The organism is Pontibacter mucosus (genome assembly GCF_003054055.1).
Classification (GTDB): Bacteria; Bacteroidota; Bacteroidia; order Cytophagales; family Hymenobacteraceae; genus Pontibacter; species Pontibacter mucosus.
In genome coordinates this window covers 583953-601603 of record NZ_QBKI01000001.1, presented here as the reverse complement: position 1 = coordinate 601603, position 17651 = coordinate 583953, and the positions used below count along the sequence as shown (strand labels likewise).

At 54.6% G+C, this 17651-nt stretch carries 16 protein-coding genes; 6 read left to right on the top strand and 10 right to left on the bottom strand.

All coding sequences use genetic code 11. From position 1 onward, the window contains the following. Positions 1–31 precede the first annotated feature (31 nt). On the bottom strand, positions 32–2467 hold the full coding sequence (locus C8N40_RS02700) for a TonB-dependent receptor (protein WP_108210229.1): 2436 nt from the start codon (positions 2465–2467) through the stop codon (positions 32–34). Positions 2468–2705: 238 nt separating this feature from the next. Here C8N40_RS02700 and C8N40_RS02695 point away from each other — a divergent pair, with 238 nt between their 5' ends. Further along, positions 2706–3263, top strand: coding sequence for a type 1 glutamine amidotransferase domain-containing protein (locus C8N40_RS02695; protein ID WP_108210228.1), 558 nt, complete (start codon positions 2706–2708; stop codon positions 3261–3263). Between the two features lie 344 nt (positions 3264–3607). On the opposite strand, the gene C8N40_RS02690 is transcribed toward C8N40_RS02695, so the two are convergent. The 3 genes from C8N40_RS02690 to C8N40_RS02680 all read right to left on the bottom strand — a co-directional run bounded on the left by C8N40_RS02690 (position 3608) and on the right by C8N40_RS02680 (position 5723). Then, the gene (locus C8N40_RS02690) at positions 3608–4144 is read right to left on the bottom strand and encodes a DUF6992 family protein (protein ID WP_108210227.1); all 537 of its coding nucleotides are present in this window, start codon (positions 4142–4144) and stop codon (positions 3608–3610) included. A gap of 121 nt (positions 4145–4265) precedes the next feature. After that, a complete protein-coding gene (locus tag C8N40_RS02685; protein WP_108210226.1) occupies positions 4266–4979 on the bottom strand; it encodes a YceI family protein in 714 nt (237 codons plus the stop codon). Between the two features lie 120 nt (positions 4980–5099). Next, positions 5100–5723, bottom strand: a complete 624-nt coding sequence (locus C8N40_RS02680; RefSeq protein WP_108210225.1) for a porin family protein — start codon at positions 5721–5723, stop codon at positions 5100–5102. Between the two features lie 527 nt (positions 5724–6250). Between C8N40_RS02680 and C8N40_RS02675 the strand changes: the two genes are divergently transcribed. Then, on the top strand, positions 6251–7153 hold the full coding sequence (locus C8N40_RS02675; RefSeq protein WP_108210224.1) for a histone deacetylase family protein: 903 nt from the start codon (positions 6251–6253) through the stop codon (positions 7151–7153). A gap of 99 nt (positions 7154–7252) precedes the next feature. On the opposite strand, the gene C8N40_RS02670 is transcribed toward C8N40_RS02675, so the two are convergent. The 5 genes from C8N40_RS02670 to C8N40_RS02650 form a co-directional block, all read right to left on the bottom strand. After that, positions 7253–7459 carry a hypothetical protein gene (locus C8N40_RS02670; protein ID WP_108210223.1) on the bottom strand — a complete coding sequence of 69 codons (207 nt, stop codon included), beginning with the start codon at positions 7457–7459 and terminating at the stop codon, positions 7253–7255. Between the two features lie 21 nt (positions 7460–7480). Further along, positions 7481–7660, bottom strand: coding sequence for a hypothetical protein (locus C8N40_RS02665; protein WP_108210222.1), 180 nt, complete (start codon positions 7658–7660; stop codon positions 7481–7483). A 48-nt stretch (positions 7661–7708) separates the two neighbouring features. After that, positions 7709–8410 (bottom strand): methyltransferase domain-containing protein, encoded by a 702-nt coding sequence (locus tag C8N40_RS02660; protein ID WP_108210221.1) that lies wholly within the window; start codon positions 8408–8410, stop codon positions 7709–7711. Next, the gene (locus C8N40_RS02655; RefSeq protein ID WP_108210435.1) at positions 8391–9518 is read right to left on the bottom strand and encodes a type III polyketide synthase; all 1128 of its coding nucleotides are present in this window, start codon (positions 9516–9518) and stop codon (positions 8391–8393) included. The genes C8N40_RS02660 and C8N40_RS02655 overlap by 20 nt, the downstream gene beginning before the upstream one ends. 141 nt (positions 9519–9659) lie before the next feature. Beyond that, positions 9660–10775 (bottom strand): NAD(P)/FAD-dependent oxidoreductase, encoded by a 1116-nt coding sequence (locus C8N40_RS02650; protein ID WP_108210220.1) that lies wholly within the window; start codon positions 10773–10775, stop codon positions 9660–9662. A 174-nt stretch (positions 10776–10949) separates the two neighbouring features. On the opposite strand from C8N40_RS02650, the gene C8N40_RS02645 reads away from it, so the two are divergent. Further along, on the top strand, positions 10950–11309 hold the full coding sequence (locus C8N40_RS02645) for a T9SS type A sorting domain-containing protein (RefSeq protein ID WP_108210219.1): 360 nt from the start codon (positions 10950–10952) through the stop codon (positions 11307–11309). Between the two features lie 65 nt (positions 11310–11374). On the opposite strand, the gene C8N40_RS02640 is transcribed toward C8N40_RS02645, so the two are convergent. After that, positions 11375–11722 carry a hypothetical protein gene (locus C8N40_RS02640; RefSeq protein ID WP_108210218.1) on the bottom strand — a complete coding sequence of 116 codons (348 nt, stop codon included), beginning with the start codon at positions 11720–11722 and terminating at the stop codon, positions 11375–11377. Positions 11723–12117: 395 nt separating this feature from the next. Here C8N40_RS02640 and C8N40_RS02630 point away from each other — a divergent pair, with 395 nt between their 5' ends. From C8N40_RS02630 to C8N40_RS02620, 3 genes are all read left to right on the top strand, one after another. After that, positions 12118–12522, top strand: a complete 405-nt coding sequence (locus C8N40_RS02630; protein ID WP_108210216.1) for a hypothetical protein — start codon at positions 12118–12120, stop codon at positions 12520–12522. A gap of 463 nt (positions 12523–12985) precedes the next feature. Next, entirely contained in the window at positions 12986–16108 is a 3123-nt protein-coding gene (locus C8N40_RS02625) for a SusC/RagA family TonB-linked outer membrane protein (protein ID WP_245904964.1), read from the top strand. 70 nt (positions 16109–16178) lie between these two features. Further along, positions 16179–17621, top strand: a complete 1443-nt coding sequence (locus C8N40_RS02620; RefSeq protein ID WP_108210214.1) for a SusD/RagB family nutrient-binding outer membrane lipoprotein — start codon at positions 16179–16181, stop codon at positions 17619–17621. Positions 17622–17651: the final 30 nt, after the last annotated feature.

Below are 17651 nucleotides of genomic sequence, written 5' to 3'. Positions count from 1 at the left end.
GTAGCTTTTTTGTTATTTGGAATCAATCTAATTAAAACTTATAGGTAACTACCCCCGAAAAGTTTCTGGGCTGTATCCTGTCGATGAAGCTGGTGCGGTAGGCATCGTAACCCACAGTGTCGAAGATGTTGTTGAACAGCGCTCTTACGCCCCAATGCTTCTTAAACTCGTAGCCAAGCTGGGCATTCACGATGGTATAAGCTTTATTGTACCAGGGCGCGGTGTTCGGCTCGATGTTGTGGTACTGCACGCCTTCCACGGTCCAGTCGTTGTAAGGGCGCTCGCCCAGGTAGTAGGCGCCGGCACCGATGTTAAGGCCCTGCAGCAAGCCGCTTCTCAGGGTATAGTTGGCGTAGGCGTTGAACGTATGCTTTGGCGTGTTGTTCGGCGCAGAGCCTGGCACAAAGGTCGTGTGGTCTTTGTACTGCGCGTCGATGTAGGAGTAGCCGGTTACGAGCTCCAGGTTCTCCAGCACCCGGCCTGTCAGCTCTACTTCTATACCTTTACGCTCATCGTTACCGCCCTTGATGTAGTAGCCGGTTGGCAGCACCACCCCATTCTCGTCCACGGTAAAGGCCTGCAGGTTCATGTCCTTGTTGTTGATTTTGAAGAAGGTCAGGTTAAAGCGCAGGCGGTCGTTGAGCCACTCTGATTTAATACCCGCCTCCAGCTGGTCGATGCGCTCGGCACCCAGTGCTTCTCCGTTCACGTCTACCACAGAGGCAGAGCGCGGGTTGGTACTGTTGGTGTAAGATCCGAAGACGTTCAGGCCGTCTTTGATGGTGAACATCACCCCGGCCAGCGGGTTCCAGAACTCTGTGGTGGCACTGTTCTCGCCGTTATCCCGGGTTTTGTTTGTGCTGTAACGCACGCCACCGTATACTCTGGCCCATTTAGTAAGCTGAATCACGTCCTGGAACGTGGCGCCGAAGCGGTAATCGTAGGCGCGGGTGCCGCCCGTGCGCTCAAAGGCTGGCAGGTTCTCGGGAAGTGTATTGCTCACCGTGGCCGGGTCGAACACGTTAATTTCGTCGATGGCGATGGAGTTATAAGTAGGCTGGAACAGGTCGATGTAGCGGTAGTCCACGCCCACCTGGAAGGTATGGTTGATCTTGCCGGTCTCTATTTTGCGGCCTACCAGATCCAGCTGCAGCACGGTGCTGTTATCTTCACGGGTAGAGTTGTGGGCAATGGATCGGCGCCACCAGTTCACCTGGTCCACGTTCACGCCTGTCTCCTTGTTGGCTTTCAGGGCCGCCAGGTTCGTTTTGATGGCATCGTAGTTATAGTTGGAGTTGAAAACAGCGGCGCGCAAGTATAAATTGTTCGTGAAGTTATAGTTGTAGCGGGCCGTGTAAGTCGTGTGCTTCAGGTCGGTTTTATCCGACTCAAAACCCAGGAAACGCTCGGATGGCAGGTCGTAGATCTTGTTCTCCTTGTTGCCCACCGACAGGTTTACGGTGCCCGCGTCAATGCCCTGCTCCTCTCTGAAGTAGTCCATCTCCAGCGTTAAGGTACTGCGGTTGTTTGGTCGCCACTCCAGGGATGGGTTGATGTAGAACGACTCATTGTCCATGTGGTCGCGGAACTTGCCGCCGTTCTCATAAGCACCGTTGAGACGGATGGCCACTTTGTTGTTCTTGTCCAGCACGCGCTGCACGTCGAAAGTTGGTCGGATGAGTCCCCAGCTGCCCACGCGCATCGATACGGCGCCGGAGTTTTCAAACTTAGGTGTTTTGGTCACGATGTTCACAATACCGCCCGGGCCGCCCAGGTCGGTAGAGGCGCCCATAGTAATAGAGCTGGCTCCTTTCAGCACCTGCACGCTCTCCACGCCCTGCATGTCGGTAGAGAAGCCCTGGCCGCGGAAATCTGTCATTACGCGCACGCCGTTCTTCAGCGTCGGGATGCCGCGGAAACCGCGCGAGGAAATACTCTCCCGTACCCCGCCGTAGGTGGCGTAAGTATAAACGCCCGGCACGTTGCGCACGCCCTCAATCACAGTCAGCGCGCCCTGCTGTTCAATCAGCTTCTCAGAAATCACGGAGATGCTCTGGATCTGCTCGCTGGGCTTCAGGGGCAGGCGGGTGATGGCGTCCAGCTTTTCGGGCTGCTTGTCCCGCACGCCAAACACCTCTACTTCTGAGATCTGGCTGGCTTTCTGTTGCAGCGAAAGTATAACTTCCTCCGTCTCGCCCTGCGCCAGTGTTACCTGCTGCGGCTTGCAGTCGAAGCCCAGAAGTATGGCGCGCACCTTGTAAGTACCGTTATGGATACGGTTGATCTCGAAGTTGCCCTGATCGTCGGTCATGGCGCCGTAGCGGGTGTTTTCTATCACCACGCTGGCAGAAGATACCGGCTTGCCGTCTTCACCGATTACTTTGCCTCTGATGGAGGAAGTGCTTTGCGCCCAGGTTACCTGGCAGAGTGTTAGCAGAAAGAGTAGAAAGGTATATTTTTTAAACATATCTGAGATGATGTATGGCTCGCGGGCAGTACGTTGCCCTTTGAAAGTTTATTTAGACTAATTACAAATAGTGATGCAAACTTATACCCTCCGCTCTTTAGGCGCAAGCAAATCCGGAAAAATATTTGGCGGGATGAATACTTATTAAGCAGAAGTGCTGCCACGGCGGGTTAACAAAAGACGTCTGAACCCGTTACTTACCTAGTCACATGTTTAACCACAAAAAACAAACTTACACATGGCTAATAAACTAGAAGGAAAGAAGATAGCTATTCTGGTAGAGGAAGGATTTGAGCAGGTGGAGCTGACGGAGCCGCTGAAGGCGCTGCAAGCCGAAGGTGCCGAGGCGCACATCATCTCGCCGAACAAGAACAAGGAGATAAAAGCCTGGAACCACACCGACTGGGGTGACTCCTTTAAGGTAGACAAAAAACTGAGCGAGGTGCAGGCGGACAGCTACGACGGGCTGCTGCTGCCTGGCGGCGTGATGAACCCCGACCACCTGCGCGGCAACAAGGAGGCCGTGAGCTTCGTGAACAAATTTATGGAGAGCCGCAAGCCGGTAGCCGCCATCTGCCACGGCCCCTGGACGCTGATTGAAACCGGAAAGGTGAAGGGCCGGAAAATGACCAGCTACCCAACGCTGCAAACCGACCTGAAGAACGCCGGCGCCGAGTGGGTGGACCAGGAAGTGGTGGTAGACCAGGGCCTGGTAACCAGCCGAAACCCCGACGACATTCCGGCATTTAACCGGAAGATGGTTGAGGAGTTTGCCGAAGGTAAGCACGACCGCTAAGCGATCTATAACTTATACTTTGCAGGCCGCACTTTACACGTTAAAGTGCGGCCTTGCTTTTACCAGCAAGTATAAATCAACCTCTGTTTCTATGCTTCTGCAGTTTATACTTTCCGGGAGAGGTGGCGGGACGCCGTCACATTTTACACAGTCGGCGGAGGCGAGCGAGGGCAAAGCAAGGTGTATTTACCCGAAGCCACTGCTTTTGCCAGGCGGATTTTAAATCCGCTGTTCCATACTTTCGGATTGCAAATCCGAAAGAGCAGAGGGGGGTAGGGGTGGGTTAATCACAAGCAGGTTTATACTTTAGCAAGGGCAGCGTAGCGCATTTATACTTTGTGAACCTACGGCACCATCCGGAACAATGGCCCGGCGTAATTCTCCAAAAGTATAACCAGCACCAGGTTCAGCAGCAGCAGGAACATCCCCTGAAACATAATCGACTGCCCCCAGCCCTGCAGCTGCTCCGTTTTAAATGATATGCGCGCCCGCTCTTTCAGGAAGGCGCCCAGAAGTATAAACCCAGCACTCAGGCCAAGGCCCAGGTACAGTGCTTTCTTAAACGAATCGTGCAGCTGCAGGCTCTCGCTCAGGGCAAGGGAGGTACTGTCTTTGGAAAGGATAACGTAGAGGGCGTAGCTGGCCACCAGCAGGTTCATGATGTTCCAGTACACGTTCATCTGGTAAAGGTATTTCCTGCTACGGGTGGCTTTGGTGAGCTTAAAACTGCTGTAAAGGATGTTCGCGATGGCCCACCCACCAAGTATAAACATGCCTGTTTCCAGCACATTTGCCTGCCCCCGGTTCAGTTGGTTCAGGCTTTGGGCACTGGCTGTCAGGCTAAGCAGAAGCAGGGAAAGCAGGTAAAGGTATTTTCTCATAAGCAAGGCTTGGTTTCATGAGTAGGAACGCACCAACAACAGCTTTAGCATACCGCCACCGCTGTTTATGCCTGCAACGCCGCCGGCCATACTTTGTTGCAGCAGTATAAACCGCTGCCTGTCAGGGCTTTTGGTGCACAGCCACGATATCCAGCCCCAGGTTCACCTCCGGTCGGATGGTTTTGTCGCCCAGCGAGTTGTCAGAGCGGTATACCAGGCCCCACTGGGTGCGGTCTATGTTAAAATTGGCTTTGGCGCGCAGCAGGCTATCCTCCAGCGTTACCCGTGCCGGAAACGACACGCTCCTGGTGCGGCTGCAGATGGTGAGGTTGCCGGTAATGCGGTGCGAGGGATTCTTTACTTTATACTCGCTGTACTGGGGGCTCACCCTGCTGTTTTGCTCAGCGGTGCTATCGTAGGGGGCGATGCCGGTAAGCTCGAAGCTTGCGGTGGGGTGCCGCTCCGTGTCGAAGAAATCTTCGGAGCGCAGGTGGTCTGTCAGCTTCTTATTGCTGTTGGCGTCTATGGATTTGTCGGTGGCACGCACAGTGGTCATGTCAAATCCGATAAGGCCGCCGGTCAGGAGCCCGTCTTTCATGTACAGCTCGCCGTGCTGTATGTCGATAAGCCCGTTGTGCCGGCCCGTCATTTTGGCGCCTATCCAGGTCAGTTCGCTGCGGCTGGTATCTATTACAAAGGTATCGGTGGGCAGGGTGCGGTTCTTCTGTACGATGGCATCCCCTATCAGCGCCTCGTCTGTTTTAATGGTAGTATCGCAGGCGCAAAAAAGCAGAAGTATGCAAAGCAGCAGCCGGTGTCGGAAAGGCTTGCCCATATGAGAGTTACAATTGGTGATAACAGTTTTTCCTTAACTGGTACGCTGGCAGCCGCTAAAACGATATTATCTATACTTCGGGAGCCTTGTCCCGCGCACCTGAATCACGTCCGGGCTTGCCTAGAGGCTAACTCCCAGGTATACCTGTATCACCCCGTTTCCAGCTTCCGAGCTGATGCTGTTGCCGCCCGCGTCACGCTTCAGCAAATCGCCGAGGCCGTGGGCGTAGCGGGCACCCAGCCTGAACCGCCCCATTTTCCCCTCCAGGCCGGCGGCAAAGCCGTAGTCAAAGGTGTGGTAGCGCTCCAGGTCCACCTCTTTCCCCTCCTCCTGCGCCGTCATCATCACCCCCACCTGCGGCCCCAGGTGCGCGCTCAGCTTATCGGAGATGTTGAACACGGCCAGCACCGGCGCCTCCAGGTAATCCAGCCGGTGGGCGATGCCCTCCCGCTCAAAGCCCTTGCGCGAGTATAGCAGCTCAGGCTGCAGGGAAAAGAAATTGCTGATGCCGAGCTGGGCAAACACACCGGCGTGATACGAGGTAAGGCTGTTGGTGGAGCCGAAGCGGTCTTTGTCGCTGCCGTGCAGGCTGGCGAAGCTAACACCGCCCTTAACGCCGATGCCTGAGTTGGGGGAACGACTGAGCAGGTTGTGGTTCTGCATAAACCGACCGGGTATCTCGGTGTCCTGGGCGAAACCGGTAGCGGCCCATAAGAGCAGCACCGCAAGAAGTAGCTTTTTCATGGTTCGGGTGACTGGGTGAGTAGTTGGCAAATAAAGCATGGCATATATATAGCACTTATACTTTATACGGATGCATAAGTTATACTTCTGAAGTAAATTATACAACTTAATAAGAAGGGTTAAATCACCACCTGCTGCCTCATAATAATTGTGCTTTTCTCAGGACACAAAAAGTACAATCTGAGCAAAAGCATGTGTTGCAACATCTGCTGCGTGTGTGGATAATTTCCACACCTCTGCTGATTTTCACTGAAGTATAGCAAAAAAGAGTCGATTTCCACCGGAAGTTCACAGCTTTTGGTGGATAAACCCGGGTAATCAACACAGTTATCCACAGTTATCCACCAAAAATCGGCCTGAATCTATATACTAAGGCACAATTTAAAATGGTTACATAAGTTATCCACCAGCAGTGCCAAGTACGCTATAAATTGGATTAATTTTTGTTTCAGAACCTCAACCCCGGTTGCCTTGTTTATACTTCCCCGGGCTTGCTTTAGAGGCGGGGTAATTATTAGTTTTGTGCTATGCTGAAGATTGCCTGGTCTGAGATTTTTGCCCACAGCCTGCCCGAGGGCCACCGCTTCCCGATGGCCAAGTATGATTTGCTGCCCGAGCAGCTGCTCTACGAAGGCACCATCACCCAGGACAATCTGTTTGCCCCGGAACCCCTGCAGGAGCAGTTCATACTCGACACCCACGCCCCGGATTACTGGCAGCGGTTGAGCAACCTGCAGCTTACGCCTTCGGAGGTGCGCAAAACGGGCTTCCCGCTTTCGGAGCAGCTGGTGCAGCGCGAGGTGGTGATTATGAACGGCACTGTGCAGGCCAGTTTGTTTGCGCTGGAGTATGGCATCGGAATGAACATTGCCGGCGGCACCCACCACGCCTTTACCGACCGCGGCGAAGGCTTCTGCCTGCTCAACGACATCGCCATTGCGGCTAACCACCTGCTCAAGTACAAAAGTATAAACAAGGTGCTGGTGGTGGATTTGGACGTGCACCAGGGCAACGGCACGGCGCAGATTTTCGAGCACGAGCCGCGCGTATTCACCTTCAGCATGCACTGCGGCCACAATTACCCGTTCCACAAGGAGAAATCGGACCTGGACGTGCCGCTGGCCGAGGGCACCGACGACAAAACCTACCTGGCTATACTTCGGGAAACGCTTCCGCGCCTGCTCGACGAGGTAGAACCGGAGTTCGTGTTTTTCCAGTCGGGGGTGGATGTGCTGGCCACGGATAAGTTGGGCAAGCTGGGCATGAGCATCGAGGGGTGCAAGGAACGCGACCGCACGGTGCTGGAGCTGTGCCGGAAGAACAAGCTGCCGGTAACGGTAAGTATGGGCGGCGGCTACTCCAAACAGCTGGCTCACATCGTAGAGGCGCACGCCAATACCTTTAGATTGGCGCAGCGGCTGTGGTTTTAACGAGGAAATTTTGGATGAGTGATTGAGCGAATGAGTGAGTTTTTAATCTTTTAAATCCTCAAATCATATTACTCCCTGAAATCTCTGGAATCACCGGTCTTAGTCCCTTTCCCGCAGCTTATCTTCATCGCGCTTCTTAATCGGGAAAAACATACGGAGGATGAGGTAAATGATGGGGGCCAGGGCCAGAGTTAGGATCACAATCAGGATGACTTTCAGCGCCTTGAAGAAGATGGTGATGGCCAGAGCCGAAAGAATAACGGAAACCGAGAAAAGGATCCAGAAGTTAATGGTTTGTCTGCTCATGCCTATACTTTAAAAAGATACTTACGAGGTCGGGCGCTCGCCGGTGGCAACCCGGCTGGCATACATAAAGAGCGGGAAGAGGTAGATCAGCAACTCCGGCAGCGTAGGCACCGTGCCTTTTTTAGCGACCAGCAGAAGCGCGAGCAACGTGTAGGCGAATGCCAGCCAGAGGTGCAGTCGTAGCGGGAGAAACCTGTTCATCGGCTTTTTCTTTTAATATACCACAAACGAAGTATAAACAAGCAGGATTTATACTTTATACAGCAACAGTTGCCACCTGAAAGCCCACATCCACCGCAATTTATATTTGGTGATGCCTGCCTGCCGCACCAGATCATCCAGCTCCTGCCTCCGGAAGGCCCGCCACACCGAGAGCGGCGCATCGTTCTTTACGAGGCGCGACCTGGAAAAAGCCGCAGTAATGTACTTGATGGCATAATAAGCCAGCCAGTGCCGGTGCAGATCGTTGATGATGACGGCTATACTTGCCTGGTTGTGCAGTTGCCGGAACATACGCACCAGATCAGCATCAGAAAAGTGGTGGCAGAACAGGCTGCAGACGATCACATCATACTTTTGCCAGGCGAACTCTTCGGAGAAAACGTCGTGCTGCTGCACCTGCACTTCCGGGTAGCGGCTGCAATGGCGCCGGGCATACTGCACCATAAAATCGTTTGCGTCCACCCCTACCAGCTCCACATTTATACTTTTGCGCCGGGCCCAGCGGGCTATACTTTTGAGCGTGTCGCCGCCGCCGCAACCGATGTCGGCGATACGCAGGTGCCGGGGTTTATACTTGGCCACCAGCCTGTCCAGCGCATCCAGCACCACCTTGTGCCCGCCCAGCCAGTTGTTGATCACCTCCAGCTCAGCCAGATTCTGCCGCAGCTCCTCACCCGTCAGCGTCAGGTCGTCCATCAGCTCCGGCTCGTCAGACCGCTGCCTCAGCATGTGCATAGTGTACTTTGAGTAACATCGATTCGAGAGTGAGGCCGGGGCCGAAGGCGAAGCTCAGTACCGGCTCGTCCTTTTCCTGCGGCGTGAGGGTCTGCATCAGCTCCTTGAGCACAAACAGCACCGTGGCCGACGACATGTTGCCGAAATCGCGCAGCACCCGGTAGGCAAAGCGGTTGTCGTGCGCTGTCATGCCCAGCTCCTGCTCAATCACCTCCAGAATGCGACGCCCGCCGGGGTGTATGGCAAAAAGCCTTATCTCAGAAAGGGTAGTCTTGAGCCCCTGCAGCAGCCGCTCAGTCAATTGTTTAATGCCGTTTTTGATAAGGTCGGGCACGTAGGAGGAGAGCGTCATCTCAAAGCCGGTGTCGCCGATGTGCCAGGCCATGTCGCGCTTGCCCGCCGGGGCCAGGTCGCAGTGGAAGGACTGCAGCTCCAGGCTCACCTGCCGGCAGGGCTGCCCCTGCATCAGCACGGCGGCCGCCCCGTCGCCAAACAAGGCGTTCGACACGAGGTGGTCCTGCTCGGGGTTTTTCTGGAAGTGGATGGTGCAGATCTCGGTGCAGACAAGTATAACTTTTGCCTCCGGGTTGGCCCGGCAGATGGAGTCGGCCAGTTTGATGGCGTTAAAAGCGGCGTAGCACCCCATAAAATTCACCGACGTGCGCTGCACACAGGGCGAGAGGTTCAGCCGCTCCACCAGCTCAATATCCAGCCCCGGCGCATACATGCCCGTGCAGCTTACCGTAATCAGGTGCGTCAGCTCGCTTAGCTGCACCGGCCCGGCCTGCTCCAAGCAGCTTCGTATGGCTTTCTCCGATAAATCCACCGCATGTTTCCGGTACACGTCCATGCGCTGCTGCACCGTCGGGAAAGGCTCCAGGGTAGGCGTGTTCGGGTAGAAGGAGAAACTGCCATTCTGCCGGGTATAGTCCTCCAGCACGCTGTAGCGCTGCCCAATGCCCGACACGCGGTACAGCGCCCGCAGCTTGCGGGCATCCTGCTCCCCGAACTGCAGGGCGGCGGCCATAAAGTCCGCTACCTGCATCTGCGGTATCTTGTGCGGTGGGGTAGCCGTGCCAATGGCGCAAATGTAGCTTTTCATGGGGTTGAGGTTACGGGTATAAGGCTTGCGGCCCTGCATCCTGTGTGCCCGTAAAAAGTATGGGATGCAGAAAGTTAGCCGTGCCGCCTAAGTATGGAGTAAGTACGGAAGCAGCTGGCAGTAAGATTTAAGCGGGATATTTTAAAAAGGCTTTCCGTGGGTTTGGCGCATCACCAGCTGCACAGCTGGCGGCACCACCTTCAGCAGTCCCACCGCCACCTCCGACAGCAGCGGCCCGCCAAACAAGCCCTGCACGGCCCGGCCCAGCCGCAGCCGGCCGGCAAACTGCTGCTCCCAGTCCAGGGTATACTGCTGCTCCAGCTCCTGCCGCGTCAGGTTGCCTTTAAAGTATAAAAGCACCTTTTCCGTCGCGATTTTAGCTGCATGTATCGCCATGGCCATGCCGTTGCCGCAGAGGGGCGTAATCATGCCGGCCGCATCGCCGCACAGGAGCATGTGGTTCTCCACACAGGTTTTGGTAGCAAAGGAGATCTCGTTGATAACCTCGGGCTGCGGGTAGAGAAACTCAGCCTCCGCGAAAATACGCCGCAGGTGCGGGTTGCGGCAAAGTATGGCGCGCTCCATGGCCGGTATGGAGCCGTGCGCTTTCAGGTTGTTGCGGGTGGTGAGGTAGCAGAAGCAGTACTTGCCGTCCTCTATGGCCGAGGTGCCGGCGTAGCCATCCTGAAAGTTATGCAGGGCAATCAGGTCGCGGGGGAAATCGTGGGTGATGTGGTACTTGACGCCAATGTAGGGCGAGCGTGCCCGGAAGAAGCTTCGCTGCAGCTGCCTATCCAGGTTGGAGCGCTTGCCGAAGGCCCCGATAGCCACACGCGCTTTTATACTTTTCCCATCTGACAGCAGGAGCGAAAAATGGTCGTTTTCAAAATTTACCTCTTGTACTGTTTGCTGCAGTATAAACTGCACCCCCTGCTGCTGCGCCAGCCCATAAAGGTAAGAATCCAGCGTATAACGGCTCAAACCGAAGCCGCCTAAATCCAATTTTGTATGCAGCGTATTTCCGGCGGGGGAGCTCAGCAGGAAGCGGCTGATGTAGGCGGGCTGCAAAGTGTTTACCTCAACGCCCAGGCTGTGCAGGTAAGGCAACGCCTCATTGGAAATATACTCCCCACACACCCTGTGGAACGGATAGGCCTTTTTCTCGACGAGCGCCACCTGCAGCCCGGCCCTTGCCAGCCCCAGCGCAGAAACCAAGCCAGCCAAGCCGCCGCCAATCACCGCCACGTCTTTTTCCATTGAGAGGAGAATTCTGTTGGATATTAAATTTATACAAATTTACTTTGCTAAACTTAGTGAACACCCCTGTTTTAGGGGGTATATCGCACGAACAAAAAAATATTGCCCGCGTTTTTAATAATGGAACGACTTTTGTCCTTTACTTTACGTAAAGACATTCTACATCAGAATTATATGAAACAATTTATACTTACTGTTCTCACATGTTTCACTGTACTGTTGGTGCAGGCGCAGGGAGGCGCCACGCAGCAAACAGATAAAAACCCGCTTGGGTTAGTGGAGGAGGAGGATGTGGCCATCTACCCAAACCCGAGCAACGGGGTGTTCACCATCTCTGTCTCCAACCTGCATGCGACGCAGGTAGAGCTTACCATCCTCAACGTGATCGGTAACGAGATATACCGTGAAACGTTGAGCAACAATGAGCCAAAACTGAGCAAAACCATCAACCTGGACCGCCACGCCAAAGGCCTGTACTACGTCAAGCTGGAGGCCGATAACTACAGCGCTGTCCGGCGTGTGGTGATTAAATAGCAATTCGATAACAAATTAATGAAAGCGGCTATCCCACCTAAAGGATAGCCGCTCTTGTTTTGCCCTTACTCTTGGGCACGCGCCGGAAGTATGGTTTTGGGCACATAGCCGGTGTACTGCACCGTATCCTGCCGGATGCGGGCTTTCGCAAACATGGTATTGGAGGTATCCAGCACATAGATTTGCTGCGTGGTGTCGAAGTATGCCACAGGTACCGCCTCAAAGTCGGGCTGGCTGTAGAGCTTGCCGTGGATGAGTGGCCTGGCAGTATAAATGATGTCTGGTGGCAGCGGCAGCGGGATTCCCGTTTCGCTGGCGATCACGGCCTGCCCCTCTTCGGTTGCATGGTCTTTTTTGCCGGAGCACGCGCACAGGCAAAGCGAAACCAGGGTGATGGACAGGAGTCTCTTCATGAGAGTAGGTTAGTAGTATAGAATGATATATATGTAGCCGGGACGTATAATGTTACAAATACATCAGAAAATACACCTACCCGCCTGCCGCTTCGACCAAAGAGGCCCCATCCCGGACAAGTTTCCTCCCTTTCAGCAGATGCTGCGCCTAAAGAGCAACACAGCGGCAGGTACACGTATAAACAGCGGCCTGCCCCAACAGGAACAGGCAGAAAATGCTTTTTCTGCTTTCTGCTTGAACAATAGCGAAGCAGCATTGCTTACGTATACAATTCCTGTGGCGCTGCAGGCCTTTTCTACCAGGGTTGCTTTAACCCAATGGGATAAGGGCCGGGTCCCCCAAGAAATTTTTTGTTATTCACACCTTTGCACAACACATACTTCTATTTAGGGGAATGATTGCTGTATCAAACAACCAATACTACGGACTAAATTACGACCGCACTAAGAACCGTGTCTACCTTAGAATTAACCACTACTGGAAATCGCCTGAAGTGGTGCCAACTTACCTGAGCGACTGGGATCAGGTAATAGAACTGGCTAAGCCCGGATTTACCCTGCTGGCAGACTTCCGCAACATGCTCACGCACCCGACTTCTGTGAAAGAATTGCACGAAGCTGTCGCCAACCGCCTGGCCGAATCAAACATCTCCTACGTAGCCGAAGTGTCGCCTACAGACCGGATAGCCGTGCTGCAGGTAAGCGGCGTGTGGAAACAGATTGGGAAGGGAAGTATAAAAGTAGCCGACATTGTACTGGGCGAAAACATTCTGGATCAGCTTGCCAATGCGGAGGAATAGGAAATAAGCCTCCGGGCAGGTGTGGGCAAAGTATGAAGTATACTTAGCCCACACCTGCCCGTTTCCACTTCAAGTATAACTCCATAAAAAAGGACCGGATAGGCGGTGCTGGCAGAGGCCCGTGTTCATACGCTTCCAAAGCTTCATCAATCAACCAGTTATTGGCGCCGAAAGAGGCCAGGATGCCTCCGTTGCGCTAACGCACAGCCGTTCGGAGTTAAAACATAATCATTCAGCGCAACACGAATTTTTAAGAAGATGCCTTGTTACGTAATCATTACTTCATTTCTTGTAAAACAGGACAATCTTTAACCTTTAGATATAACTCCAGTAACATTCCGGTAACCTCATAGGGATAGCTTTGCGGTCAAATAACCAACCGACCAAAATGCTATTAAAAATTTCTACTCTTATTAAGAAGAGGCATATAGCGACAGTGTTTCTGCTGTTGCTGTGTTGCCAATTGGCTGTAGCGCAGTCGCTTACCATTCAGGGCAAGGTGTCTGACACCAAGGGCATGGCGCTTCCGGGCGCTAGTGTGGCTGTTAAAGGGACCGCTACGGGCACCGTTACAAACATGGACGGGAGCTATACCCTTAGAGTGGGCGGCGCTGAGGATGTACTGGTAGTGAGCTACATCGGTTTCCAGACAAAAGAAATCCCGGTAGGAAATCAATCCACCATTAACATAACCCTGAGCGAGGACAACAACAGTCTGAACGAGGTGGTGGTGACGGCCCTGGGTATTGAGCGGGAGGAGAAGGCCCTGGGCTACGCCACTCAAACCGTTTCCGGCGAGAGCCTGACCAATGCCCGCTCCAATAACTTCGCGAGCGCACTTTCCGGTAAGGTGGCAGGTCTGAGCCTGGTGTCTCCCGGTTCCGGGCCGGTGAACTCCACACGCATCTCCCTTAGAGGGGATAACTCTCTGGATCCTAACGGCAACAACGCCCTGATCGTGCTGGACGGCGTGCCGCTGAACAGCGACATGACCAGCTCCGGCGTGGACAACGCCTACGGGGCGGGCTCGGGCAACGACATCCCGGTGGACTTCGGCAACGGCATCGCCGACATCAACCCCAACGACATTGAAAGTATAACCGTGCTGAAAGGGCCAAGCGCGGCGGCACTTTACGGTAGCCGCGCCGCCAACGGCGTGCTTATCATTACCACCAAGTCCGGCAGCAGCAGAAAAAAAGGCCTGGGCGTGACGGTGAACTCCAACTATAGCTTTAACGATGTGCTCCAGTGGCCGGATTACCAGTATGAGTATGGCCAGGGAACGCATAACCTGAACAAAGAGGGTATACCTTATTACTCCTACCATGCCTCCGAGGATGGGGCTAACACAGGCAGCACCAGCAGCGCCTACGGACCTAAGTTCGACGGGCAGTACTTCTACCAGTATGACCCTACCCTGGAGGGACAGTCGGCGGAGCGTCAGTTGTGGAGACCTTACAAGGACAACATCAAGGGCTTTTTCAGGACAGGCTCCACCATCACCAACAGCGTAGCCGTGGATGGGGGCAATGATCGCGGCTCGGCCCGTGCTTCCCTGACCCACTCCAAGAACGAGTGGATTATGCCCAACACTGGCTTTGAACGCATGACGGCGGCCCTGAGCCTGAACTACAAAGTATCAGACAAGCTGAAGCTGAACTCCAAGGTCAACTTCACACACAAGAAAAGCGACAACCTGCCGGGCACCGGTTACAGCAACCAGTCCATCGCCTACTTCATGATTTTCCAGAACCCGAACGTGGATTTGGCCTGGTATGAGCCAAGATGGAAAAAGGGCAAGGAGCAGCTGGAGCAGATACACCCTTTCAGCTCTTACATCGACAACCCGTATGTGATTGCCTATGAGATGACCAACGCGCTCAACAACTACTCCACCGTGGGTAACCTCTCGGCCACGTATGAGTTCTCCCCGAAACTGGACCTGCTGGTACGCTCCGGCATTACGACAAGCCAGGAAGACCGCGAGCAGCGACGCCCGTTCAACACGGCCAACTTCCCCTCGGGCTACTACAAAGAGCAGAGCATCTTCGACTATGAGATTAACACCGACTTCCTGGTAACCTACAAGGAGCAGATCGGCAGCGACATCGACATCAGGACTTCGTTTGGCGGCAACACCAGACGCGAGAAGTACCGCCATACAGCCGGGGTGCTGGACGGCCTGGTGATTCCGGGAGTATACAAGCTCTCCAACGGTATCGGCAACCCGATGATGACGACCGGGCACAGTGAGAAGCAGGTAAACAGCCTTTACGGCCTGGCCACTTTCTCTTACCAGGACAAGGTGTTCGTGGACGTGACGGGCCGTAACGACTGGTCGTCCACGCTGCCGGTACAGAACAACTCCTTCTTCTACCCTTCTATCAGCTCCAGCTTTATTCTGAGCGATATCTTCACCCTGCCGCGCCAGGTGTCTTATGCCAAGCTGAGACTCTCCGCCGCGAAAGTAGGTAACGACACACGCCCTTACCGAACCAGAAAATATTATGGACAGAGCGACTTCGCCGGCTCCGGTTCCATGCCTACTATACTGCACAACGCGGATTTCAAGCCGGAGCTGACCACCAGCTACGAGGCCGGCCTGGAGTACAGGTTGTTCCAGGGGCGCATCGGCATGGATGTAACCCTGTACCGCAGCTTCACAGAGAACCAGATCCTTGAAATCCCGCTTGACCCTACCACCGGTTACAGCAGAGCGGTGATGAACGCAGGCAAGGTGCGCAACCAGGGCATCGAGCTGATGGTGAACGCTACCCCGGTAGAGACAAGAGACTTCCGCTGGAACACCTCCGTGGTATGGTCTAAGAACGATAATGAGGTGATGGAACTGGCCGAGGACCTTGGAGCCGATGCGCCTCAGGTAATACACGTAGGTGGCCAGGCCAGCATCATCGCCAAAGTGGGCGGCACTACGGGTGACATCTACGGCTTTGGCTTTGTGAGAAGTCCTGATGGGCAGATCGTGTACGACAAGGCGGGCCTGCCAGCCTACCCAGCCGAGACGCAGTACATCGGCAACGCCTACGCCGACTGGAAGGCGGGCTTCAACAACGAGTTCTCTTACAAGAACTTCCGCCTGAACGTGTTGCTCGATGGCCAGTACGGCGGCATCATCTACTCCCAGACGCACCACAAAATGGCTGAGCAAGGCAAACTGAAGAGCACGCTGATGGGCCGTGAAGATGGCTTCATCATCGGGGATGGCGTGGTGGACAACGGCGACGGAACCTACTCGCCAAACACCACCAAAGTAACGCCTCAGGCCTACTATACCCGCTACTACCGCCGCGCCAACGTGGAGTCCAACTCTTTTGATGCCTCTTACCTGAAGCTGCGCGAAGTGCGCCTGGAGTATAACCTGCCAAAGGCGCTGCTGACGAAGACCGGGTTCCTGCAGGGGGCAAGCGTGGCCCTCTACGGCCGCGACCTGGCCATGATCACCAAGTTCCCGATCTTCGATCCGGAGACTGCGGCTCTGAATGGCGGCACCATCATGCCGGGCGTGGAGATGGGGCAGATGCCTTCTACAAGAACTTTCGGCGTGAACGTTACCCTTCAGCTTTAACTCAATCCCTTAAAAGATAGCCAGGGCCGGCCTGGGGCAGCTCAGGCCGGCTTTCCAAAGTATAAACGCAATGACAAGAAGTATAAATAAGTTTCTGGCAGTTCTGGTGGCCCTGAGCTGCGTTAGCTTCTCCTGTACCGACGACTTCGAGGAGATCAACATTGACCCGAACCGGATAGAAAAAATCAGTCCGGGCACGCTGCTCAACCCGATTATCTATGAGGTGACCAGCTTTAACTCCTCCCGAAGCAATGCCTTCACGTTTGATATCATGCAGGTGGCCCTGCCATTCCCGAGCCCATCCGGCGGCGTGCACCGCTATGACATTGGGGAGAATACCGGCAGCTCTACCTGGAACACCTACTACCGCTGGCTTGCCAACATCAAAGAAATGGAGGCGGCAGCCGTAACAGCGGAAGACCCGAACTATGAGGCGATTGCCCTTACCCTGAATGCCTGGGTTTACTCGCTGCTAACCGACTCCTTCGGGGATGTGCCGATGGAGGAGGCATCCAAGGGCGAAGAGGGGATCTTCTACCCTGCCTTTAACACCCAGCAGGAAGTATACACGAAGATACTGGCCGACCTGGACCTCGCCAATACCCTTTATGTTCCTACCAGAGGCATGGTGTACGGCAAGGATATCCTCTATGGCAGCAATGTGGCCAACTGGAGACGCTTCACCAACTCGCTGCGCCTGCGCCTGCTGCTTAGGGTGTCCAATAAGTCTGAGATGAACGCCGAGGCCCGCATGGCCGAGATCATCAACAACCCGGAGGCAAACCCGGTGTTTACCAGCAATGAGGAGGCTGCTATCCTCGAGATTACCGGCATCCCGCCACTGATTTCGCCGTGGGGCCGCGCCGTGGACTTTAGAACGGGCCGCGCCGCCTCTTCCTTCTTCATCGACAACCTGAACGCGCTGGATGACCCGCGCCGGCCAAAGTTCTTCGGGGAGGCCACCTCTACCGACGGTAAAACCAAACTGGGCTACAAAGGTATCCCGAGTGGCTACGACAGCAACGATGCGCAGTTCGACTACTCTCCGTCAAGCCCTAACATAGCATTGGTGACTTCCCCCATGATTGCCGTGCTGATGAGCTATGCGGAGGTAGAGTTCATCAAGGCGGAGCTGGCGCAGAAGGGCATCGTGAGTGCCGATGCACAGGCGCATTACGAGAAAGGCGTAAAGGCCGCCATCGAGCAGTGGGGCGCCGTGGTGCCTGCCGATTACTTTGAGAACCCTGCCGCTGCCTACGACGGCACCTTGGAGCGCATCATGCTGCAGAAGTACCTGGCTTTATACTTTACCGATTACCAGCAGTGGTTTGAGCACCGCCGCACAGGCCTGCCCGTGTTGCCTAAAACGGCAAGTATGATGAACAACCAGGAAATGCCTGCCCGCTTCCGCTACCCGTCTAACGTGCAGCAGATGAACAAGGAGAACTACAAGCAGGCCGTGGAGCGCATGGGCGGCGATGACATCAACACCAAAGTATGGTGGCAGAAATAAGCAATAGCTAAGAATATCACACTTTTCATA